Annotated in this window: 17 protein-coding genes; 6 read left to right on the top strand and 11 right to left on the bottom strand. The window is 52.3% G+C overall.

From position 1 onward, the window contains the following. The first annotated feature begins 73 nt into the window (after positions 1-73). From BM123_RS17545 to BM123_RS17535, 3 genes are all read left to right on the top strand, one after another. A complete protein-coding gene (locus BM123_RS17545; protein WP_217642183.1) occupies positions 74-3,223 on the top strand; it encodes a DUF1553 domain-containing protein in 3,150 nt (1,049 codons plus the stop codon). 71 nt (positions 3,224-3,294) lie between these two features. After that, positions 3,295-4,764 carry a DUF1501 domain-containing protein gene (locus BM123_RS17540; RefSeq protein WP_090171123.1) on the top strand — a complete coding sequence of 490 codons (1,470 nt, stop codon included), beginning with the start codon at positions 3,295-3,297 and terminating at the stop codon, positions 4,762-4,764. A gap of 178 nt (positions 4,765-4,942) precedes the next feature. Continuing rightward, a complete protein-coding gene (locus tag BM123_RS17535) occupies positions 4,943-7,285 on the top strand; it encodes an Ig-like domain-containing protein (protein ID WP_090171120.1) in 2,343 nt (780 codons plus the stop codon). Positions 7,286-7,427: 142 nt separating this feature from the next. On the opposite strand, the gene BM123_RS17530 is transcribed toward BM123_RS17535, so the two are convergent. The 7 genes from BM123_RS17530 to dapB form a co-directional block, all read right to left on the bottom strand. Continuing rightward, the gene (locus BM123_RS17530; protein WP_090171118.1) at positions 7,428-7,994 is read right to left on the bottom strand and encodes a hypothetical protein; all 567 of its coding nucleotides are present in this window, start codon (positions 7,992-7,994) and stop codon (positions 7,428-7,430) included. A gap of 42 nt (positions 7,995-8,036) precedes the next feature. Further along, positions 8,037-8,639, bottom strand: coding sequence for a hypothetical protein (locus tag BM123_RS17525; RefSeq protein WP_090171115.1), 603 nt, complete (start codon positions 8,637-8,639; stop codon positions 8,037-8,039). A gap of 104 nt (positions 8,640-8,743) precedes the next feature. Continuing rightward, on the bottom strand, positions 8,744-10,720 hold the full coding sequence (locus BM123_RS17520; protein WP_090171113.1) for a right-handed parallel beta-helix repeat-containing protein: 1,977 nt from the start codon (positions 10,718-10,720) through the stop codon (positions 8,744-8,746). Between the two features lie 157 nt (positions 10,721-10,877). Next, positions 10,878-11,459, bottom strand: coding sequence for a DUF6940 family protein (locus tag BM123_RS17515; RefSeq protein WP_090171110.1), 582 nt, complete (start codon positions 11,457-11,459; stop codon positions 10,878-10,880). 82 nt (positions 11,460-11,541) lie between these two features. After that, a complete protein-coding gene (gene ald / locus BM123_RS17510; RefSeq protein ID WP_090171106.1) occupies positions 11,542-12,624 on the bottom strand; it encodes an alanine dehydrogenase in 1,083 nt (360 codons plus the stop codon). A gap of 216 nt (positions 12,625-12,840) precedes the next feature. Then, positions 12,841-13,728 (bottom strand): hypothetical protein, encoded by an 888-nt coding sequence (locus BM123_RS24040; RefSeq protein WP_139211931.1) that lies wholly within the window; start codon positions 13,726-13,728, stop codon positions 12,841-12,843. Between the two features lie 108 nt (positions 13,729-13,836). Beyond that, entirely contained in the window at positions 13,837-14,601 is a 765-nt protein-coding gene (gene dapB, locus BM123_RS17495) for a 4-hydroxy-tetrahydrodipicolinate reductase (protein ID WP_090171098.1), read from the bottom strand. Between the two features lie 89 nt (positions 14,602-14,690). On the opposite strand from dapB, the gene BM123_RS17490 reads away from it, so the two are divergent. Continuing rightward, the gene (locus BM123_RS17490) at positions 14,691-15,347 is read left to right on the top strand and encodes a phosphoribosylanthranilate isomerase (protein ID WP_090171095.1); all 657 of its coding nucleotides are present in this window, start codon (positions 14,691-14,693) and stop codon (positions 15,345-15,347) included. A gap of 83 nt (positions 15,348-15,430) precedes the next feature. Here the strand turns inward: BM123_RS17490 and mdh are convergent, their stop codons facing one another. Continuing rightward, positions 15,431-16,363, bottom strand: a complete 933-nt coding sequence (mdh, locus tag BM123_RS17485) for a malate dehydrogenase (protein WP_090171093.1) — start codon at positions 16,361-16,363, stop codon at positions 15,431-15,433. Between the two features lie 319 nt (positions 16,364-16,682). On the opposite strand from mdh, the gene BM123_RS17480 reads away from it, so the two are divergent. Next, positions 16,683-18,038, top strand: coding sequence for a zinc-dependent metalloprotease (locus tag BM123_RS17480; protein ID WP_175489444.1), 1,356 nt, complete (start codon positions 16,683-16,685; stop codon positions 18,036-18,038). A gap of 345 nt (positions 18,039-18,383) precedes the next feature. Here BM123_RS17480 and BM123_RS17475 read toward each other — a convergent pair whose 3' ends face one another. From BM123_RS17475 to BM123_RS17465, 3 genes are all read right to left on the bottom strand, one after another. Continuing rightward, positions 18,384-19,490, bottom strand: a complete 1,107-nt coding sequence (locus tag BM123_RS17475; protein WP_090171089.1) for a TlpA family protein disulfide reductase — start codon at positions 19,488-19,490, stop codon at positions 18,384-18,386. A 236-nt stretch (positions 19,491-19,726) separates the two neighbouring features. Next, positions 19,727-21,967 carry a phosphoribosylformylglycinamidine synthase subunit PurL gene (gene purL, locus BM123_RS17470; protein ID WP_090171087.1) on the bottom strand — a complete coding sequence of 747 codons (2,241 nt, stop codon included), beginning with the start codon at positions 21,965-21,967 and terminating at the stop codon, positions 19,727-19,729. Positions 21,968-22,087: 120 nt separating this feature from the next. Further along, positions 22,088-22,474 (bottom strand): NUDIX hydrolase, encoded by a 387-nt coding sequence (locus BM123_RS17465; RefSeq protein WP_090171086.1) that lies wholly within the window; start codon positions 22,472-22,474, stop codon positions 22,088-22,090. A 247-nt stretch (positions 22,475-22,721) separates the two neighbouring features. Between BM123_RS17465 and BM123_RS17460 the strand changes: the two genes are divergently transcribed. Continuing rightward, on the top strand, positions 22,722-23,447 hold the full coding sequence (locus tag BM123_RS17460) for a membrane or secreted protein (RefSeq protein ID WP_139211930.1): 726 nt from the start codon (positions 22,722-22,724) through the stop codon (positions 23,445-23,447). Positions 23,448-24,022 lie beyond the last annotated feature (575 nt).

Raw genomic sequence — 24,022 nt, 5'->3', positions numbered from 1 at the left:
TATATTAGTCGCTAAGTCTTCAATGATCATGCGCCCGTTTTACACTCTTTCTTTCTTTTGTTTTTGTTGCTTTATGTCTAACTGCGGAGCAGACCTGCCCGAAGTTGTTTTAGCAGAGATGGACCATCTCCCCCTTCGGGTAGATTTCAATCAGCACATTCGCCCCATATTGAGCGACCGTTGCTGGAGCTGCCATGGCCCCGATGAAGAAGCCCGTAAGGCTGAACTTCGGTTAGACACGGAGGAAGGAGCTTTTGCCGCTCTTGCTTCGGGTGACGGATATGCCCTGGTGGCTAAACACCCCAACAGAAGCAAAGTGCTGGCCCGAATGATCAGTGATGATCCGGAGCAGGTAATGCCACCGCCGGAAAGTAAAATGACCGTCAGCCCCAAAGAAGTTGCCCTGATCGCCAGGTGGGTAGAACAGGGGGCTGAATGGAAAGAACACTGGGCCTTCCTGCCCGTTAACGAGCCGGAAGTACCGACTAACCCGGAGGGATATACCGCCCGCAACGAAATCGATCACTTCCTGAATACCCGTCTGAAACTGGAAGGGCTAAGTGCTAACGCCCCCGCCGATAGTGAGCGTTTACTCCGGCGGCTATACCTTGATCTGACGGGGCTCCCCCCCAGCCCGGAAGAAATGGACGCCTGGTTGGCGGACCCTTCCGATGAGAGCTACCTCACTACGGTAGATAAACTACTACAAACGGACGCTCATGCCGAACGCCTGACTATGGAGTGGCTGGACCTGGCGCGCTATGCTGACAGTCACGGCATGCACGCTGATGGCTGGCGTTTATCCTGGCCCTACCGGGACTGGGTCATCAAAGCCTTCCGGCAGAATATGCCCTTCGATCAATTCGTAAAAGAGCAGATAGCGGGAGACTTACTGCCGGAATCCGGGCAAGACCAGAAAGTGGCCTCCGCCTTTAATCGGATGCACCCGATGACGGCAGAAGGCGGGGTGATCGGTGAGGAAATGAGGCTCACCTATGTTTTTGACCGGGTAAACACCGTTGCCACGGGCTTACTGGGGCTAACGATGGATTGCAGCCGCTGCCACGATCATAAGTTCGACCCCTTGAGCCAGGCGGAGTACTATGGCTTCTCGGCTTTCTTCAACAACTTTCATGAGCTCGGCATGATCGGGGATGACGGCAACTATGGCCCTTACCTCCTGCTCACGGACAGTACCACGGCCCCACTGCTGGCGGAGTACGACCGAAAACTGGATAAGCTACAGGAAGCGCGCAGGAAGCTGGCCGTAAGTGAAGAAGACCTGAAGGCTTTTCTGGACAAAGAATCGGTAAAGCCACCAAGGCCCGACATTCACCTTCCGCTGGAAAACGCTAAAGAAATCAAGGGCGGACAACACATCGACGGCATCAGCTGGGCGACTAAAGAATGGCAGTTAGTCCAGGATACTCAGAGAGGCAAGGTCGCCGAGTTTGATCATCCCTATGATGATCTCTACTTCGATGAAGGCCTAGGTGTAACCCGCACCGCCGAGCCAATTTCCATTAGTCTGTGGGTAAACACGTCTAAACGAGATTCCAGCCTGACGCAAACCATCCTGGGGACTGCAGGAGCAAAAAATGAAGGATGGCAGGGTATGGACTTTTACCTTGATGAAAGTAACCGACTAAACTTCCGGATGATCAAAGTACTTCCGGATGATGCCCTGCACACCCGGACAACGGACAGCCTCGAGATCAATCGTTGGTATCACCTCGCTTTCAGTTACGATGGCAGTGGGACTGCCGATGGGGTGAAGTTATACATCGACGGACAACAGCCCGCACAGCACACCGTGCTCGATAAGCTAAGGGGGCAGAGTTACCCCTTCAACCATGCCGCCTGGAGAAAAATCAAAGCACGTAAGCTTCGCCTCGGGCAGGCGTACCGGGAATTCACGGGAGAAAACGGGATTTTCCTCGGACGAATGGATGACGTGCAAATTTTCAACCGGGCCCTGACGCCTTTGGAAGTAGCCAGGATTAAAGACCCTGCCTACTCCCCTGACCGGGCAGTAGCGAAAGAACATTTATTACAGCGCTCGCCCGATCATCAGCAGTTGTTAAGCGAGCAAAGAGCGCTTAAAAGTCGTCAGATTGCCATCACCGATACTTTAGGGCGAATGATGACCAGCCTGGAAATGGAACGCCCCCGGGCTACCTACGTTTTAGATCGGGGTGCTTACGATGCACCACGACAACGAGTATTGCCATCGACGCCAAATAGCGTGCTTCCGTTTCCGGAAGGCTTCCCCAAAAACCGCTTAGGCTTAGCTAACTGGATGTTTCTGCCCGAGCACCCCCTCACGGCCCGGGTAGCCGTTAACCGGTACTGGCAACTGGTATTCGGACAGGGGCTGGTTGACACACCCCACGATTTTGGCAGCCAGGGAGCCCTGCCGTCTCACCCCGAACTACTGGATTACCTGGCGGCTTCCTTCAGGGATGGCGGATGGAATGTTCGGAGTCTTTTGCGAGACCTCGTACTGACCGAAGCCTACCGACGAAACAGCAGCGTATTACCGGAGGTCCGCGAAAAAGATCCTGACAACCGGCTGCTGGCCAGTGGTCCGACTTCCCGGATGCCCGCGGAGATGATCAGAGACAATGCACTGGCGGCTTCCGGACTTATGGTGCCCAGGGTGGGTGGACCGAGTGTACGCCCCTACCAACCGAAGGGGCTTTGGATACAGGCCAATAGTTTCTCGGCCAAACTGTTGCACTACGTACCGGATACGGGTGAGGGGCAATACCGAAGAAGCCTGTATACCTTTATCAAAAGGACGGCTCCACCACCCTTCATGACCAACTTTGATGCGACGGGGCGGGATGTTTGCCTCGTCAAACGCTCCAAAACGAATACTCCTCTGCAGGCCCTGAATTTGTTAAACGATCCGCAATTCGTGGAAGCAGCAAGGGTTCTTGCCCAAAGAGTGCAGCAGGAGGTCAGCGAGGAGGAAGAGCAACTGGCGCAAGCCTTCCGCCTGGTGAGTGGCCGAAGGGCCAGGCCGGAGGAATTGTCGGTAATTCAGGCGCTGTATGAAGATGAATTCCGGAGATTTACCAGCGCACCAGATCTGGTAGACTCCTTACTCACCGTTGGGAACTATCCCATTCCCGAAGACCTTTTCTCCCCTAAAACAGCGGCGCTGACCAGCGTCGGCAATGTTTTATTCAGTTTTGACGAGGCTTACGTTAAGCGCTAAGTCTCCCTGCTCTTTTAACCTATCCCCCTGCACCTGCGGCCCCTCGCCCAAAAACGCTAATTCCTTCCATCATGCAGCACCCACACAACTGTAATGACTACGAAAAAATACATTCCCGCCGGGACTTCCTGACTAAGTTTGGAATGGGGCTTGGGGCAATTAGTCTTGCGTCCCTTGTTAACCCTTTAGGAGCAAATAATGTGCCGCAAACGCAGGTGCAAAGTGCCGTTGAAAGAGCGATGGGTAAGGGCCTGGTGCCCCGAGCCAAACGGGTCATTTATCTTTTCCAGTCTGGTGCTCCGAGTCAACAGGACCTCTTTGATTACAAACCGCTCCTGCGGAAAATGCACGGCCAGGAGCTTCCCGCCAGCGTACGTAAGGGCCAGCGCCTGACGGGCATGACTTCGGGCCAGGGCTCCCTGCCACTGGCGGGCTCCACTTTCAACTTCAAGCAGTACGGGCAATCCGGTAAATGGCTCAGCGACCGCCTGCCCCACCTGGCCGAAGTAGCGGATGACATTTGCTGGGTGCAAAGCATGTACACCGAGGCCATCAACCACGACCCCGCCGTGATGTTTTTCCAAACCGGAAGCCAATTCCCCGGCCGGCCCAGCATGGGTGCCTGGGCCAGCTACGGACTCGGTTCTTTGAACGAAAACTTCCCCTCCTTCGTCGTCTTACTCAGCCGGGGAAGCAACGGCGGCGCCCAGCCGCTCTACCCTCGTTCCTGGGGCTCTGCCTTTCTGCCCAGCCAGCACCAGGGTGTTCAGTTCCGGGCTGGCCAGGACCCGGTTCTCTATCTCAACAATCCATCCGGCATTACCACCGCTGCCCGCCGCAACCAACTTGACCGACTCCGCGAATTGCAGGAGTTACAGCGCGCCGAAAGCCAGGATCCCGAGATAGACGCCCGAATTGCCCAATACGAAATGGCCTTCCGGATGCAAGCCAGTGTCCCCGACCTGATGGAGGAAAAAGAGCCTGACTACATCTATGATCTTTACGGTCCCGAAAGCCGGACCCCCGGCACTTATGCCGCCAATTGCTTACTGGCCCGGCGGCTTGCCGAAAAAGACGTCCGCTTTATCCAGCTCTATCACCGGGGTTGGGATGCCCACGGCAACTGCCCGCGCGTAGTTACCAATCAGGCCCGGGACACGGACCAGGCCAGCGCCGCCCTCATCAAGGACCTGAAACAACGTGGTCTTCTCGAAGATACGCTCGTCATCTGGGGCGGCGAATTTGGCCGTACGGCCTACAGCCAGGGTAAACTCACCATCAACAATTATGGCCGTGATCATCATCCCCGAGCCTTCAGCATGTGGATGGCCGGGGCCGGCATGAAGCCTGGCCTGGTTTATGGAAAAACGGATGACTTTAGCTACAACATCGTTGAAAATCCGGTCCACGTGCACGACTTCCAGGCAACCGTCCTGCATCAACTCGGGATTGACCATGAGGCCCTGACCTTTAAGCATCAGGGAAGAAGATTCCGCTTGACGGACGTACACGGCAAGGTCGTGAAGGGGCTTCTGAGTTAGCCCTCATCACAAAACGGTACCTTAGCCGTTAATAGAATTGTATACTTTTTACTTTGAGAACGTTTGCGCTTTCTGATGTTCCGATCACCCTGTGCTCGACCAACGGCAGAAGGTATTGCCTTGCAATATCACGCTTTCGGACAAATGCTATCTTGCTCAACCAGAAACTCGATTGTCTATGCGAATTATTTTTACTCTTTGCATGAGCCTGCTTTTCTGCAGTCTCATCTCCGCCCAGGAGGCCACCCGGCTAACCGACATTAATGCGGGTCCGGCGGATGCCTCCCCTACCCGGTTTTTCAACTTTCAGGGCAACCTGCTCTTCCGGGCCAGGGCCGCTGACACCGGGACGGAACTCTACCTTTCTGATGGAACCCCTGAAGGAACGCGACTGATTAAAGACATCAACGATGACCCTTCCGTATCCGCCGGAAATGCTAATCCCGACAACTTCATCTTCTTCAACGGAAAGGTATATTTCAACGCCCAAAATGCTGCTTCGGGAGAGGAGCTTTTCTCTACCGATGGCACTGCTGAAGGAACGGTATTGGTGGATGACATCTACCCCGGCTCCGATGGTTCTGACCCCTCCGGCTTCATCCTCCTGAACAATGAGCTATACTTCACCGCCACCGATGAAAATCTTAATGCTGAGCTTCATCGCCTGGATATGAGCGGAGACACGGCCGCGTTGGTTATTGACATCAACCCCGGCGGAGGAGCGGGAAACCCTATGTTCAACACTTTCTTCGACGGTAATATCTTCTTCAGCGGAGATGACGGCACCAGTGGTCAGGAACTTTGGTCCAGTGACGGATTTGACAGTGGCACTTTCCGGATTGCCGATATTAATATGGGAAGCGGAGATTCTGGCCCCAATCAGTTTACGGTCCACGACGGCGGACTTTACTTCAGAGCTGGCACAGATGAGTTTGGGCGGGAGCTATACCGCTCTGACGGCTTATTCGTAGAACGGATTACGGATCTGCTACCCGGCCCGGCTAACGGAGACCCTGGCTTCATGATTTCCTTCGGCAACAGGCTTTTCTTCACGGGTGAATCCGTTGCAAACGGCAGAGAATTGTACGTCTCCGATGGAACCGCTGAAGGCACCATCATGCTGGAAATAAACGAAGGAGCAGCTGGCAGCAGCCCTACTGACTTTCAAATTTTGGATGGTCCTGGCGATAATGATATTCTTCTGTTCATCGCAGAAGACGAAGACGCGGAGCAAATATTCTTCCTAACCATAGAAGATGACGAAATCGAGATCGAGTCAATGATTGGCTTGTACGGCGACGAAGGCACCGTTATTCCCACGGAACCAGACGACGTTGCATTTACCGGGTCCACGCTCTATTTCACGGGGAATACGCCAGAAAACGGTGAGGAACTGTACAAGTTATCCCTGATTAATGAAGATGGCCCACAGCGTATTACCGATATCGGCCCCGGCTCCGAAGACGGTGGAATTGACGAAACCACCCTGATTGGCACAAACTTGTTTTTCGAAGCGGACGACTCCGCCGGCAAAGAGCTTTGGGTACTGACAGCAGAGTTTGCTGAATACGAGCTGGCCGTGGAAGGTCAGGGACGCATTAACAACGGTGACACCATCAATATGGGGAGTCATAATCTTGGAGTTGACCTGATTACCAGGACCTTCGACATTGTAAGTACGGGTACCGGGCCTACCAGCGCCAGCATCGAAAATATCAACGAGATCAACGATCCCTTTGCCGTCTTACCCATCAGTGATTTGGACAGTATCGGCTCCGGGACTACGGCTAACGTTCAGATCGGGTTCCTCCCCCTGGCCGCTGGAACTTTTGTGGACAGCTTAGAGATTTTCGTTTTTGGGCGAAATGGCCCCGAAGAAGTTACCATTTATCTCAAAGGCATTGGTATTGCCTCCAGTGGAGTACTTGATGTAACCGTAAACGATGCGACCATCATGGCCCTGGATGAGATTAACTTCGGCGAAGTTCCCAGCCGGACCGATTCTACGATTCCCGTCGTTTTAACCAACAGCGGAGCAGGACCGCTGATGTATTCCCCTTCTCTGAGAGCGGGGATGGAGTTTACGGCCGATGATTTATCAGATACACGGATTGCCGCCGGAGGGACCGATACGATTAACCTTACTTTCCGGCCGACTACGGAAGGAGCCTACACGGATACACTCGACCTCAACGTTTCCCTCAACGCGGAAACGATGACGGAGGTAAGCTTTGTGCTGGTGGGCAACGCCATCGTCAATAGCGTAAACAACTTCGGTATTGAAAACGTAAAGGCCTTCCCGAATCCGACAACTGACCAATTACGTATTGAATTAGGAGAAAGCCTCCCGAAGGGAGCCGTTCGGGTATTCAACGTGAGCGGTCAGCAATTACGGGAAGAAGCCTGGCCCGTTAACGCCAGAGTCCATGACTTATCCATCAAGGCGCTCCCCGCAGGTGCTTACACCCTTGAAGTGAGCAATGGAAACCGGCGGGTGCTCATTGAAGTAATCAAACGGTAATCTGAGCTTAGACGCCCATTCTTACCCCTAGACCTTTTCAGCAGGCACTATCCACAAATCGGATAGTGCCTGCTGTTTTTATTTCCTGTTGGCTAGCGTGCCAGGTCAACCATCTGTTTCCGGAATTACCAGACTGAACTGACTAGTTAGCCCGCAATGTGTAGGACACCTCGTAGGTAAAGCTGCCCACCAGCAGGTTGCTGAACGTACGCGTGGTACGCAAGCTGAAGGTGCTGGCGTTGAGCTCTTCGACGGTGTAGGTTTCCAGTTCCACACCATCATCACTGCGGATGACCAACATGGTAGCGCCCAGATCAGAGGAGTAAAAGTTATCATTGAAGCCCATCAATACGGTAGGATCTCCAGCCTCCGGACAGACCTCAGCGCCCTGAATAATGCGCATTTGCCCGTTGTCCAGGAAGAAAAGAACATCATCTCTGTCACAATTATCAACGCTGGTTTCGGCAAGGGTCAGGTCTATGAATTGCTGTTCTACCTCCGCCCGGGTCTGACCGGTCATGGCGATATCTTCATCGGAAGTAGCGGCAACGGCAGCGGAAGACTTTTCGCCCAGGTCACTGTTAATGGAAGCAATTACCCAGCCAGCGTCACGACCGATGAAGGTGATGCGCCCCAGATCGCCGTCGTCATCGCCGCCGCAGGAGGTAATAAAAAGTACTATGGTAAGTAGGAAAAAAAACTGTTTCATTCGGGAGGGGGATACTATTTGTGTAACAACGAAAAAAAAGCCTCAGGCGTTGCTTGCCGGCTTATCCAGTGCCGCAATTTTCCGGCGATGCCGGAAAGATTCCGGGACGATAGCCAACAGGAGACCGCCCAATAATAAAGCCAGGTTCCAGTACCAGGCCATCGGCTTTTCGTTGAGTTGAATGTATAATGGATCGGGGCTGAGCTCCACCCGTTGACCGGGCCAATCTTCTACCGGATTTTTCCGCCAGGTGGGTTCGCTTAACAGGCCACGGATGGGAGTACCGGTCGGGGGTAAACACCCCGGAGCCTGCACGCAGGCGGGGTCCGTTGTCTCCGTCCAGCCAATCAGTTTTACGGAAACCTTTTCTCCTGCGGACCAGGCCGCAGCCTGCTTCGGGCTAAGAATTGGCCGCAACACGTAGTCTTCGTCCGTTGACCGCAGAGCCGGCCCGACGATGAAGGCTTCACCGATCACAGCTCCGTTGAGTTCCACGAAATCAGCATCGCCTAAGCCCTTGTCTACGGCGTCCTCTATAGCCACCGTACGCAACTGATGCGTTCCGAATTGCTGACTAATCAGGCTGTTGCAACCAGTGATCATCATGACAATGCCACCAAAAAGTACCAGATAACGTAATAGCATGGGCGCGAAGATACACCGACGGGCTACTCCGGCAAATGCCCGATGCTATTAGACTGCTTACTAGATTACCCTTCACTCGCCCGAAAAGCGACCCCGCAACAAGTCTATTGAATGACAACTAAATGAGTTGTTTGCCCGAAGCGGGAACTCAACTCCAGGCGATAACTGCCCGCTGGCAGATCTCCGCAAAACAGCTTCCCTCGGGCGGCTTGTTGAGCCGACCGTACCAACTGCCCGTCAGGGCCATACAAACGCATCTCTGTCAACTGCCGCAGACTGCGAACAAATATCCAATCCTTTGCAGGATTGGGAAAGATGGACGTAGTCACGCCACCTTCGGGTAAACGAACCATCACTACGTCAGAATAGCTGAAACTACCATCCAGGTCTTCCTGGCGGAGGCGGTAGAACAATTCCGTACCGGTAATCTTAGCATCAATCACTTCGTAGCGTTCGCCGGCGTTTGCGGCTACCTGCTGTGCGATGTTCTCCCAATTAATGGCATCAACCGACTTTTCAATTGTGTAACGGCTTGCGCCCGTTTCGGCGCTCGTACGCCAGCTCAACAACACAACGTCTTCAACCAACCTGGCCCTGAATGGATCCTGATAGACAACGGGCAGTGTCGCAACAAATTCGTCTGCTCCAATATCAATTGATCCATTGTCCACCCGCGCCTCTCCGTCAATATCGGTTGGGCCGGCTGAGGCCGTAGCGGGATCTCCCGCGTCCCGTGCGGGGCTATCCGCCGTAAGGTGCAAATCCCCCGTAGCCGGAAGCATCATTTTGGGGTCAGCAAAGGCGCTTGCTGCATCCTGCACGCCTGCAGCTTTGTAGGCAGTGAAATCAGCATAAAAAGCTCCCTCATATTCGAACTCTGCCAGGGCATCAGAATAGTACAGGTTGTAGTCAAGACTGAGGCCGATGGAGTTAACGGGATCGACGTACAGCAACAGTCCTGTGGGCGGATTAGCGTGGACAATGTTGTTTGAAATCCTGCAGTTTTCCACGTAGGTAACGGCAATTTCTCCGGTCACTTCGCCAATTCCACCCGCCAGTTGATCGTTGTGATAAAGGCTGTTATTCAGCATTTCGGAGTCGGTTACTTTTCCACTTTCCGACGGAAAGTTATAGCCGCCCATCACCAGTCCTGCATCGTCATTATTATAAATAAAGTTGTTGCGCACGATCACTCCACTCGTGGTTTTACCCAGGTTTTCGCAGCCGATTTCTATGCCCCATTGCCCATCATGAACAACGTTACGCTCAATGATCAGGTCCATACCGCCATCAACGTAGATACCGGCCGCCGTGGCGTAAGGCGACTTACAGTTATAAACCAGATTGTCAGCGATTAAGCCGTTACGGGCCTGATCGTTGGCTGCGGCGGTTCCTTCGTGCCCGATGATGTCAATGCCGATGTTCGAGACGTTGTACACCTCGTTATTAGTAACTTCGAAACCATCAACATTACCATTAACGGCCAGGCCTTCGCTGTAACCGGTGCGGCTGTCCCGGACAATGTTCCCATCAATGATCAAGCCAGTAACCGGAGCACTGGCATTGCTGCCGTAGACGATGATCGGCTGGCTGTTTCTCGTCTCCGTAGCCACATCAGAAGGGTTGGTGGAGAAATTGATGTTGTAGACTTCGTTTTCCCGAAGTTCCACGCCTTTACAGTCGCCCTCAACGATGATTCCCTGAGCGTCCAGTTGTTCGTTGTTGGCTACTTGCAAGCCTTTAATGGTGATGTAGCTCTGGTCAAATATACCGATGATGGCATCATTGCCACCGAGCCCGCTTCCACTGATGATCACCGCATCCGTCTGAAAGTTTTGAAAAACGATTTGCCCTCCAGGTGTACCGGAGACATTGACCTCCACCTTTTCATTGTAGGTGCCGGCCAGGATGTTGACAATAGAATTAGCCGGAGCATTGTTCATGGCGTACTGGAGGGTTTCCCAGGCGCCGGCAATTGTTAAGCCGTCATTTGCATTGTCCCCCGACGTAGAAACGTAGTAATTGGTTTGTGCAAAAAGACTGCTGGTGCAAAGCAGTAAAAGTGGAAGGAGATATCGCATAGTAAGTTGTGTTCTTCAATAATGATAACCGGGGCGCTACCGCTGGTGCAGAGCAGGTACTGATGAGCAATGGAAGTATCAGAGCAATACTCTGCTTCTCCAACTTCCCTTGCACCTGCGGCCGCGCCTTAATGTGCCGAAGGCCACCGTTGCCCTACTACATTTCCCGATACCGCCGGCTTTGATAATATTTCGGTCGCTCGTCCAGGCGGATGTGCAACCAGTACACCCCCAGGCCAGAGGTGCTGAGGTATATTTTTTCATCGCTGGCTTCCGCCAACAGGGTCTTCCCCAGCAGTTGCAACAAAGCCAATCCCTGCCCCTCCGGCGCCGTATGCACGAAGCGGGCCAGATGCGTAAAAGCATCCTCCGGTGCCTGCGGGCAAGGCACTATCAGCCGGGCATCCCCACCAAGGTTAAGGAAGCTTACCACCGGCAAATCCGGCTCGAAGAACGAAGCAAAGCGCCTGGAATCCGCCCGCTTACCCGCCAATACCCGACTATCGTAAAAGCTAACTTCATAGCCTTTATCCAGCTCCCCCAACGTGAATGGCGGATGCTCCCAGAAGTATGCTTCAAAGGGAACATCCGCCAACAACCGAAGGTAAAAGCGTCCGAATTCAGGGTCGTTTTGCCAAAGCGTCAAAACCTCACGCCAGGTCATTACAAGGCCATCGCACAGCAAAGCATAAAGCTGAAAGCCATTGTCTCCCGCCTCTAACTTTGCCGTGAAAGTCACCTTATCGTTTTTTATATAGTCTCAATCAGCTTAGCTAGCCCTTTGACTGCCTGACTATTTGACTGCCTGACTACAAACTCCCTTAAGCAAACGCCTCTGCCACGGGCCCATACACGATTTCGCCTTTCACCACGTTGAGGCCTTTAGCCAGTCCGGGATCATCGGCACAGGCCTTCTCCCAACCGTGGTCAGCAATCCGCATGAGGTAAGGCAGCGTCGCATTCGTGAGTGCAATTGTACTGGTATAAGGTACGGCGCCGGGCATATTCGCTACGCAGTAATGAACGATTCCATCGACCACGAAAGTTGGATCTTCGTGCGTTGTCGGCTTACAGGTTTCAATGCACCCTCCCTGATCAACGGCTACATCAACGATGACCGCACCATCGCGCATTTCCGAGAGCATATCCCGGGTGATGAGGCTGGGGGCCTTAGCTCCGGGGATGAGTACCGCGCCAATGATCAGGTCAACCGTAGAAAGCTCCTTACGAATATTGTACTCCGAGCTGTAAACCGTAGTGACGTTAGCCGGCAGAACGTTCTCCAGCTCCCGCAGCCGGTCCAGGTTGATATCCATCAGGATAACATTAGCCCCGAGGCCTGCCGCCATTTTAGCCGCCTGAATACCAACCACTCCGCCACCAAGGATGAGCACCTTTGCCGGCTTAACACCGGGCACACCACCAAGCAGAATCCCCAGGCCTCCGCTGGGCTTTTCCAAAAACTTAGCGCCATTTTGAATGGACATTCGGCCAGCCACCTCGCTCATAGGTACGAGCAACGGAAGCTTACCGTTGCGGTCCTCGACCGTCTCGTAAGCCAGGCAAATAGAATTGCTCTTAAGCATCGCCTCCGTTAGGGGGCGAGAGCTGGCGAAGTGGAAATAGGTGAATAGGAACTGACCGTCCCGAACCAATGAATACTCTTTTTCAATCGGTTCTTTCACCTTCACGATCGTTTCCGCGATCGCGTAAACGTCTTCAATGGTTGGCAGAATATTGGCACCAGCAGCTTCGTATTCTTCGTCACTGTAACCACTCCCTTTTCCGGCAGAGCTCTGCACGTACACCGTGTGCCCGCGCTTGATCAGTGCCATCGCGCCTCCTGGCGTAAGCGCAACCCTGTTTTCGTTGTTTTTAATTTCTTTCGGACATCCGATAATCATGTCTTTGGTCTTTTATTTGGTTATAAGACTATGGGGGAATTCCCCGGCTGGTTAGGCCGGGATGGATAATAATTTATTGATCGCTGGCAACGGAGGTTTTATCAATTCCCTCCTCTGCACCTTGCAACCTGCACCTTGCAACCTGCAACCTGCAACCTGCAACCTGCAACTTACACCCTGCACCTTGCAACCTGCAACTTACACCCTGCAACCTGCCTACTGCCCCGCAACAATCGCCAGCTTACCGAATCCGTTAGATTCGATTCGGCTGATGTTACGAATACCGTAAAAGCGCAGATCTACTACCTCCTTCCAGCGGGGAGCACGGATGGGGTCATAGCGATAGATTTTGCTTCCGCCTCCCATCAGGTAGCTACCGTCGGGTAATACGGCGAAATCCTCTGAGCCCTGAATACAGGTCGTTACCTCCCGGGGTGCGTCCGTCAGGCGGTAGAGATTTTGCTCAACGATCGTCCAGCTGGGTGTTTCTTTAGAGACATAGGCCAGGTTGCCGCTTGGCAGGCGCTTGAAGCAGCGCCCCACATTATTGGCGAGCGTTCGCGGGCGGTCAGAATCCGCCGAAGCCATAGCAAGGGTGCTCGGATTGCCGACCAGGAACATCGCAACCTGTACACTATTGAGCCACTCGTAGTAACCAATTCCATTGATGTATTTGAAAACCGGCCGGCCATTATCACTCAGGTTAGTCGGGAATTCCCAGAGACGGAGAACCGTATCCTGTCCGATGTACTCCTGGCGGATAGCGGAGAATTTACGGCCGTCGCCCATTGACTTCGGGCTGTACTCTCCGGAACGGGTGCGAAGCATCCGGGTCCTCGTCATTGTGTTCAGGTTGAAGCTGAACACATCGGGTTGTTCCATTTCGGGTAGCTGCACGGACATCAGCAGCACGTTACGGTCTTGCCAGTATGGCTGGTTGTTGTAGCCTCTCTGATTAAAAGCCGTGAGGTATTTAGGATTGCTAAAGGTGATGGTCGTATCCCTTTGAGCCATATCAAAAACGAAAACCTGAGTGTTGGGCAGTTGAGCGCTGAGGGTAGCGCCGTACAGCAGAAAGCAAAACAGGCAGATAAGGTTACGCATAGTGGGTAGAGTGTTGGATCTATGGGCAAATATAGAGCGTGAAATGGTCAGATTAGTGGAAAGCGAAAACGGGCTGCCTACTTCTGTCGTTTTTTCCTGCCGCGCAGGCTATTTCAACAGGTCTTCCATGGTGAAAACGCCTTGCTTCCCCACCAGCCAGCGGGCAGCCGTGAGAGCCCCCGTGGCGAAGCCCGCCCGGGAGTGGGCGGTGTGCTGCAGAACGATAGAATCTACCTCGGAATCCAGGTGAAGGATATGTGTGCCGGGCACGCCTTCTTCACGGCGGGACGCAATAGGCACCGGTTCATGACCTTCTTTGGGCGCGGACGCAGGTGCAATGTGGGTTTGCGGAACAGCAGCGTTTACGGATGCCAGCTTCCAGGAGTCATAGCTGCCGCTGAGGCCATCGGCCACCTTCTCCGCCAGCGTAATGGCCGTGCCACTGGGCGCATCAAGTTTCTGCGTGTGATGAATTTCTTCGATGCCAGCGGTGTAACCACCGTAGTGATCCAGCAGCTCAGCGGCGCGCTGCGCCGCCGCAAAAAACACATTTACCCCAACGCTGAAGTTAGAGGCCCAAAACAAGGCGCCGCCAGCCGCCGTCACTTTTTTACTGACCGACTGCAACTCGTTTAGCCAACCCGTCGTCCCTACTACTATGGGAACACCGGCTTCCAGCGCTAATTCGATGTTAGCCACCGCACTTTCAGGTCGACTGAACTCAATGGCCACCTCTGCAGATGATAAGTCCTCAGCCCTTATACTATTCCGATTGTGTTCGTCCACTTTAAGAACGATTTCATCGCCAGCCGCAATGGCCAGCCCTTCGATGAATTGCCCCATTTTTCCGTACCCCAGGAGTGCTATCTTCATGACCGCGAAGATAAGCCCTTTGCCAACAGGATTAAACTTAGCGCCATGCTTTGTGTCTTAAACTTATATCCCCGTCCCAAGCTAAAAGTATGAAAACGAAAGTCTGCGGCCTCCGCCAACCGGAAAACATCATTAAAGTCCTGAATGTAGGGATTGACTACGCTGGTTTCATCTTCTTTGAAGGTTCCAGCCGTTATGCCGGCCAGCCCGCTTTTGCCAAATGGATGGCAGACAATGATCCGCTCTTTGCCAATACCAAACGGGTTGGCGTTTTTGTTAATTCAGGGCTGGACATCATCCTCAACACCGTTCACGACTACCACCTGGATTATGTACAGTTGCACGGAAATGAAAGTGCCGGTTACTGCCGGGAGCTCAAACTCCTGTGGTCCGTCAGCACGCTCCGTAAAGCCATCATCTGTAAAGCTTTCTCCATTACCCCTGACTTTGACTTTTCCGTCACCGACGAATATGCGGACAGCTGTGAACTCTTTGTTTTTGACACCGGAGGACAAAAAGATCACGGAGGTACGGGCCTGAAGTGGGACTGGGACAAGCTTAGCGAATACAAGGGCAATACTCCCTTTCTTCTCAGCGGAGGCATTACCCCCCATGACGGCAGGCGAATCCAACTATTGGATCATCCTCAATTAGCGGGGGTAGACCTGAACAGTAAATTTGAATCGGAACCGGGAATCAAGGAAGTGGATAAGCTCAGCCATTTTCTGGAGGACCTGAAGGCTTAGGCTCAATACTTGCTACGCAGCAACAGAAAAGCCCCACCAAAACGGTGAGGCTTTTCATAAGTTCTATAGCGGGGAAGGTCTGTTTAGACGTTCATCCCTTTATATACTTCCAGGACGCCACGAACGGCATCAGCGGAAGCATTCATTCCGGCCATTTCTTCTTCGTTGAGCTTAAGTTCCAGCAGTTCAACGATTCCCTCTGAACCTAATTTAACGGGTACACCAAGGAAGATACCGTCCTGCCCGTACTCACCTTCAAGCAAAGAACAACAAGGGAAAATACGCTTCTCATCGCGGAGGATTGAAGCAACCATCTGCGCTGCAGCAGCACCAGGTGCGTACCAGGCGGAAGTGCCCATAAGCTTAACGAGTTCGCCGCCGCCCTTCTTGGTCCGTTCAACGATTGCGTCCAGTTCTTCCTTACCGATAAGTTCGGTAACGGGAATGCCAGAAACAGTGGTGTAACGGGGAAGTGGCACCATCGTGTCACCATGTCCTCCCAACAGCATTGCCTGAATGTCCTTACCGGAAACGTCCAGTGCCATACTCAGGAATGCACGGTAACGCGCGGTATCCAGAATACCAGCCATACCGAAAACCCGATTCTTAGGAAGGCCGGAAGCTTTGTAAGCAGCGTAGGTCATCACGTCGAGAGGGTTCGACACAACGATGATAATGGGGTTCTTGCTGTGTTCCATAATGGAACGGGTGACCATAGTCACAATCTTGGCATTGGTGCTGATCAGGTCATCACGGCTCATACCTGGCTTACGGGGAATGCCGGCAGTGATAACTACGATGTCACTGTTTGCAGTGTCTGCGTAATCATCGGTACCCGTCAGGCGGGTGCTAAAATGATCAACGCTGGCCTGCTGGTAGCTATCGAGGGCTTTGCCCTTTGCGAAATCGCCTTTAATGTCAAGGATGACTACTTCACGGACGAGGTCTTTGTGTGCTAGTACGTTAGCGACGGTAGCGCCTACGTTTCCAGCGCCTACAACGGTTACTTTACTCATGGATAAACTTACTTTTTGCCCGCCGGGAGGCGGTATTTTGTCATAAGGTGGCACGAAAGTAGATAAAATTGGTCGGACTAGACAAAATGCCGGCAACAAGACGCTAGCATCCGACATCATTAACTACTTTTGGCAGGAATAAAGCTTGATATACATGAAATCATTTCGTTTTGCATTAGTAACACTACTTCTTCTAACGGTTATGTTACCTCTTTCCGCACAAAATTTTTCTGGCGATCGTTATTGTCTAACGCAGGAGAAATCGGAGTGGCTCATCCGGTACCAAGCTGGTGAAATCCCTCCCGTACCCAAGTCAGCCATGACCCAGTACGTCCCCATGAGTGTAAAATTTGTCGGTGACAGTGATGGCAGCGGATACGTCAACCCTACTACCTTTCTAACCTCAATGTTGCTGCTGAATGACGACTTCAGAGAAATGAACATCCAATTCTACATTGATGGAGATATAGAATACATCAACAACTCTACCTACAATGACCATACATTCACTCAGGGGCGTCAGATGATGGGTCGTTACAATGTGCGCAATAAGTTCAACACCTACGTAGTGGAAAACCCGGCAGGCGCTTGTGGCTACTACTCCCCTTCCGGAGATGCTATTGCCCTTGGGAAAAACTGTCTGGGTACCGGAGACCGCACCTGGAGCCATGAAGTAGGCCACTACTTTAGCTTGCCCCACACTTTTTATGGATGGGAAGCTGTAGAACTGATTGACAACATTGAACTTACCGAGCGTGCTCAGGAATTTAATTTCTACAACGGACGAAACGTCCCGGTAGAAAAAGCAGATAGCTCCAATTGCGCAGAGGCCGCCGATGGCTTTTGTGACACTCCTCCGGACTACCTGATGGAGCGCTGGCAGTGTACCAACCAGGGCTTTTACCAGGACAGTCTTACCGATCCCGACAGTACTCGCTTCGCAGTACCTGCCTCCAATATTATGTCTTATGCCAATGATCGCTGTGTAAACAGCTTCTCTGAGGAGCAAAAAGCAGCTATGATGACTAATCTGGAAGGACGTATTGGCCTGGCCGACGGAGCCGGTGCTGGTGCCGTCGCTGCAAATGTGGACGACCTTCAGCTGGAACTTCCTGAAGACAATGCTACGCTGCCGAACTCGGACTTCGTCCAGTTAACCTGGAACAGCGTTCCTAATGCGGATTTCTACGTCGTGCAGCTAAATCGTAGCAGCAACTTCAATGGCTCGGTAAGCATCAGCCTGATGGTTGCTGACACTTTTGCCATTATTGATGAAGGGCTTGCCGCAGAATCCCGTTACTACTGGCGTGTCCGTCCGGTCAACCGCTTTCTGGTAGACAGTGAATTCGGAGAAGTCTGGCGTTTCCGCAACGGAGAATTCCCCGTTGCGACCATCGATGCAGCACTCAATGCCGCCATCACGGTAGCGCCTAACCCCGTTGGTGGTGGAAGCGAATTGCGTATTGACGGCCGGGATCTTGGACAGGGCGGTGACCTTAACTACGAACTCATTGATGCTACCGGCAGAACACTACTGGCCCGTGAAAAACTGAACGTCACGGCGAGCGGGTTCTCCGAGCGCATCCCCACTGCCGGCCTCCCTGCAGGGATTTACTTCCTGCGCATACGGCTCAATGAAAAGCTGGTAACGCGTCGGGTGCTTGTACGCCCCTGATGCTGTTTACTGGTGACATGACTCATCCCTGATTTTTGGATGAGATGAACATGTATTCTGGTAAAGAATAAAAATTTTAACGATCAGCGGACAGCATTCAGACAAAACGGTTCTGGATGCTGTCCGCTGATCGTTTTTTTTTGTGCCGGCCCAAAAAATGGGGGGGGGGGAGAAAACACAGAAAAGGCTGCCCAAACTACACTAAATGGAAGCTTATTGCAATTAACTTTCCGGAGACAAGTAGTGCCCCAGTACAAAAGCAAACTGGCCGGCGGGATACTTCCCACCGGCCAGCTTGCTTACTTTATGTCTGACTATTTGATAAGACGAAACACGTGATTCAGATCAAATTACGGTTTTCAGGGCCCGTTCAATAGAAGCTGCCCCGCGCAAGCCGACGGCAGCAATCTTTCCTTCGCGATCAATAAGGAAGGTTTTTGGAATTCCCCGAACACCGTACATCTGCCCGGCAGTAGAATTCCACTTAGTCAGTTCGCTTACGTGGTAGGGCCACTGGAGGTTGTCTTTAGCGATGGCGTCTGTCCAGCGTTTCTTCTGACCGATATTGGCTTGTGCGATGTCTTCCGGAGACATACCGTTGGTCCGGCGTGGGTCCAGTCCATCAAGGCTAACGCTGTAGATCGTGAATCCGTCGTCTTTATACTTGTTGTACACCTTAACGACGTTAGGGTTCTCCCGACGGCAAGGACCACACCAGCTGGCCCAAAAGTCCAACAGGACGACTTTCCCCCTAAGATCAGAGAGCGAGTAAACCGTGCCATCGGGGCTCGGCATTGAGATGTCCGGCGCAGGTTGACCTACCTGAATTAACTCCTGGCTCTTCTGCATAGCCAGTTGCTGCTCCAGGCCATTCACGAAGCTGGCATAGGTAGCTTTCATGGGGTCGGTATTGTCCAAACGAGCCAGCGCGGCCTTATGAACCGGAATACCTTGTGCACCTGCACGAGACAATGAGTTAAAGGCAATGAAAGCGGCCGTACGCGGGTTTTTGGTGTCTTCAACAATCTTCTGCAGGTCTTCAATTTTGATGCCGCCCGCACGAAGTTGCTTCATGGTAGCCACCATTTCCTCAGAAGAAGCCGAGCCTGAAATGTCAAAGCTGTAATCAGCAAAGCTGGTAAGCGTACCGTTCAGGTCAACAACTCCATCTCCTTCCTCCAGAGAAAGCAGCGCTTTTTGAGCACCGATGCGAAGTTGATAAACACCAGCATCCAGCCCCTCAACGAAACCAAGAGCAAAGCTACCGCCCTCATCAATCGGGCCATTAGCCAGTACTTCGTTAGCACCGTTAATGGATACTTTATCCAGGTACACCTTCAGGTTGGCTGCATCGGGAACTTCACCACGGATGAGCGTTCCTTCCGGTTCCGCATTACAAGAGAGTAAGGCAAATGCGAATAAGAATCCGCAGATATAATTAATTGTCTTCATGGAATCAAGATTTCCTTTGGGGAAGGCTTGTCAGGCCTGAATTGTTGTTTTACAATGCGAAGATAGGGCGTTTTGTCCGTAAACGACAAGTGTAGTTTTTAGAAAAGCAGCTGATTACAGCCGTTAACATTTGCTTTACAACTTTCACTGCACCTGCGTCCGCGCTAAACCTGTCGAAGTAGTCGCGCCATACCTGGCCGATATTGGTAAATCTTCTACTTCAGAGCCCTCTTCAACTAAGCTTCCAGAATAGCTCCGAGCGTTAACTCGTGCATTACCATCCACTCGGAAAGGTCACCCCAGTTTTCGTCATCAACGATCAGGTCAATACCGGTTACCCGGCCCAGAACATGCACCCCGACTCCCTGATCACGCAGGTAGTCTTCCAGCCGTGCTGATTCTGACTCATCCGCCGTTACCACTACCCTGCTCTGGCTTTCGCCGAAAAGGAAGGCATCCTTACGGAAAGCGGGGTCCGTATCGATACGGAAGCCATGCCCACCTTCAATCGCGGACTCCACAAGGCTCTGGAAAAGGCCACCGTCAGAAACATCGTGGGCAGACTTTATCATCTTACCCTGAATAAGGCCGGCAATTGCCTTCTGCAGCTCTTGCTCTTCCTCTAACTCAAAATGAGGAACCGGGCTTTTCTCAATACCATGTACTCTGCGCAGGTATTCACTGGAGGCAATGTCATCATGGCTGTCTCCAATGAGGTAGATGACGTCTCCCTGATCCTTGAAATCAAGCGTCATGGTCCGTTTCAGGTTTTCCACTACGCCCAACATCCCAATCGTAGGCGTTGGATAAACCGGCTCAATGCGGCCACCTTCATACTGTGATTGGTTATAGAAGCTAACGTTACCTCCGGTAACCGGCGTACCAAAAGCGCGGCAGGCTTCTCCCATTCCTTTGATCGCATTGACGAACTGGTAAAAAGCTTCCGGGTTGTAGGGGTTGCCGAAATTGAGACAGTTCGTGATCGCTACGGGCTCTCCGCCGGAGCAAACAATGTTTCGGGCAGCTTCAGCCACAGCAATCATGGCTCCTTTATAGGGGTCAGCGTAGACGTAGGCGGAGTTACAGTCCGTCGTTACGGCCAGCGCTTTGTCCGTCCCCTTCACCCGAACGAGTGCGGCATCAGACGGCTTGTTTGTGGACATGCTGTTCGTCCGTACCGTACCGTCATATTGATCCGTTACCCATTGCTTGGAAACCAGGCTGGGAGAAAGGAAAGTCTTTCTGGCCGCCTCCTGCATATTCTCCGGAACGGGAACTGCGTCCATGGAGAAGGCTTCGATTTCATCAAAGTACTTAGGTCGTGCTGTTTCCCGCTCATAGACGGGAGCCCCGCCACCAAGGACGAGTGGCTCCGAAGGAACATCTGCCACTAGCTCGCCGCCAGCGTAAAAGTGTAGCCGGCCCGTATCGGTTACTTCGCCAATTTCTTCACACTCCAGGTCCCACTTATCAAATACGGCCAGGAGCTCTTTTTCCATTCCTTTCTTACAGACGATCAACATCCGCTCCTGGCTTTCGCTCAGCAGAATTTCCCAGGGCTTCATATCGGCCTGCCGTGTAGGAACTTTGTCCAGGTCGATCCGCATACCTGTACCGGACTTAGCGGACATTTCCGATGTAGAACAGGTGATACCCGCTGCGCCCATATCCTGCATACCGACTACGGCCCCCGTCTGGATGACTTCGAGGCTGGCTTCCAGCAACAGTTTTTCCTGAAAAGGGTCGCCTACCTGAACGGCGGGCAGATCGTCCGCACTATCTTCTGTGAGGTCAGCGGAAGCAAAAGTTGCTCCGTGAATACCGTCTTTGCCCGTTGCAGAGCCGACGATGAAGACCGGGTTGCCCGGTCCGTCAGCAGCAGCACTAACCGTTTCGCCGTGCTTTACAACGCCGACTGACATTGCATTCACCAGAATATTCTGGTTATAGCTTGGGTGAAAGTATACTTCCCCGCCCACAACGGGTACACCGAAACAGTTGCCGTAATCACCGATTCCCTTCACGACGCCAGCGACCAAATGCTTGGTGTGGGGCAATTCAGGATCCCCGAAGCGGAGGCTGTTCAGCGAAGCGATGGGGCGGGCGCCCATGGTGAAAATGTCGCGGTGAATACCACCTACCCCCGTAGCAGCTCCCTGGTAGGGCTCAATGGCCGAGGGGTGGTTGTGGCTCTCAATTTTGAAAGCACAGGCTAATCCACCGCCAATGTCTACCAGACCAGCATTTTCCTCTCCCGCTTCCACGAGCAGTCGCTCACCATCCCGGGGAAGGGTTTTGAGCCACATAATGGAGTTTTTGTAGGAACAGTGCTCAGACCACATGACCGAGAATATGCTGAGTTCATTGAAGTTAGGCGTCCGGCCCATGATTTCAATGATCTTATCAAATTCATCAGCGGTTAAACCGAGATTTTTTGCTACTTCTACGTCGACTTTTACGTCATTGGCTGCCGCCATGATGGAGGGAATTTTGGGTAAGCGGCAAAGATAGTATGCGAGTGTGATAGAGTGATAGTATCACACAAGTGTTTTCTTCGAAAGAAGAAACTGACCAATAAAAACAGCGGTAAAGTAGCGCTAAATGTCCCGAACGGAGTTACGATCCGTAATCACGTCTCTCAGTTCTCTGAGGAACTCCACCTGACCGGGGCTAAGGTGACTCTTAAGGGCCTCCTTAATGGTCATAAAGCTTCCTTTCTCTATGTCCTTGAATCGCTCGGCCAATTCGCTGGATTCCTCAAAAAGCATTTGCTTTAAAGAAGGAATCTCGTGCCAGTCGCCTTCGATGGCGAAGGCTTCTTCCTTGTCCTTACTGGGTTCGAGTTCAATGAGTTCGTTATCACAGTCAGGGTTTACATCCCCGCCGGGTAAGCCCCATTCGTTGGATTGCTTGAGCATAAATACTTCAAGACCCCGTTCCCGAAACCGATAAATAATGAGGTTGGCTTTCTTACGTAAACCCATAGGGTAATTTCTTTTTCAGGACAACTCCCTTCACCGAAATGATCTGTCCCATGGTGGTGTAACGTCACTTCAGAAGAATCGTTCACCACACAAATATAGTGAGGGCGATGCACGCAGGTGCAATGGAGGCTTAATAAAAGCAATGATTTTACGTTCTGTAGCAGTTGGTATCTTTGCAGAAGCTGATTTTTTCGCTTTCCAAAAACACTCAGCCAACAGTTTTCAGCCAATTCAACCCTACCGTTCTATGCGCAACCTTTTTCTTCTACTCTTCCTCTCCATTGGTCTTAGTGTACAGGCACAATCCTCCGCTAAGGAGCTGCTTGGTGCCTGGGAATCTACTTTCATCGACGGACAGGGACGCACCTCCCGGCTGAGCATGACCATTGCGGAAGGCTATATGAGCATGGTGGCCTATCACCCCGAAAGTGGCGAATTCATCGCCACTCTGGGCGGAAGCTGGCGGGCGGACTGGGACAACTTCAGCATAACGTATGAATATGATTCCTCGGATTCCACTAAAGTAGGAGGCGTTAACACCATGCCCTATAAAGTCACCGGGAGCATGCTCATCTTCAACAACGACAAATTCTGGACCCGGGTAGACGATAACACCGGCGGTGCCCTCGCCGGTGCCTGGCAAATCACCGGCCGTAAGCGGGACGGCAAAATGCAGGACCTTTCCTCCCGCATCAACGGCCCCCGCAAAACCATGAAAATTCTCTCCGGCTCCCGCTTTCAGTGGATTGCCTTCGATACCGCCAAGAAAAAATTCATCGCTACCGGTGGCGGAAGCTACACCACCAATGAAGCCGGCCTGTACATCGAAAAGATCGAATTCTTCAGCCGGGATATCAATCGGGTGGGCAAGCAGCTAAGCTTTGACTTTAAGCTCTTCAGCAAAGACTGGATTCACAAAGGACTCAGCAGTAAGGGAGATCCGGTGCATGAGGTTTGGTCGTTGCGGAAGTAGACCCCGTAGGGATTGAATAGCCTTATCCCAGATTCTTGCATAGCCCTAGCTCCTTCTTTTCAGAAGAAAAGAAGCAAAATTCTTTGGCTGAACCGGTGTCTAATCGGGAAATGGGAAGCAGGGGCAAACTGTCGACAACGCGCTCATTTTTAACGCACTGCCAGAAGCTAAAAATGGTGCAATGCCCACAAGATTTGGGCTCCTAACATTCAAAACTATGTATTTTCTTCGCATGAAAGTAGCCTTGAATGAAACCCAAAGCCCATTGCCTTTCAGTGGACGGCCCTTATCACTGGCCGGTAGAACGGAGCAAAAGGGCCGTTAAGCGGAAGGGCTGTTTGAGCATACACCCAACCCAAGCTGTTCCCACAAGAGATCGCTAGCCCCACAGCTTTGCCTGAAAAACAGGTTGTGCTGCGAGTTGGCCCTTTCGTAGGCTCTTTTGTTTCGTTCTACCGATAAGCCAGTGATACAGGCCAGGGGTTTTGCTACTCATATCTTTGTTTCAGGTTACAGTGAGGACGAAAAGCTACGTCCCAAATACCGTAACTTACTCCTTCTGGTAGTGACTTCTT

The sequence above is a fragment of the Neolewinella agarilytica genome, from assembly GCF_900110645.1.
GTDB classification, from domain to species: domain Bacteria; phylum Bacteroidota; class Bacteroidia; order Chitinophagales; family Saprospiraceae; genus Neolewinella; species Neolewinella agarilytica.
Note: the sequence above shows the minus strand (reverse complement) of the source record. Positions and strands in the feature narration are given on the sequence as shown.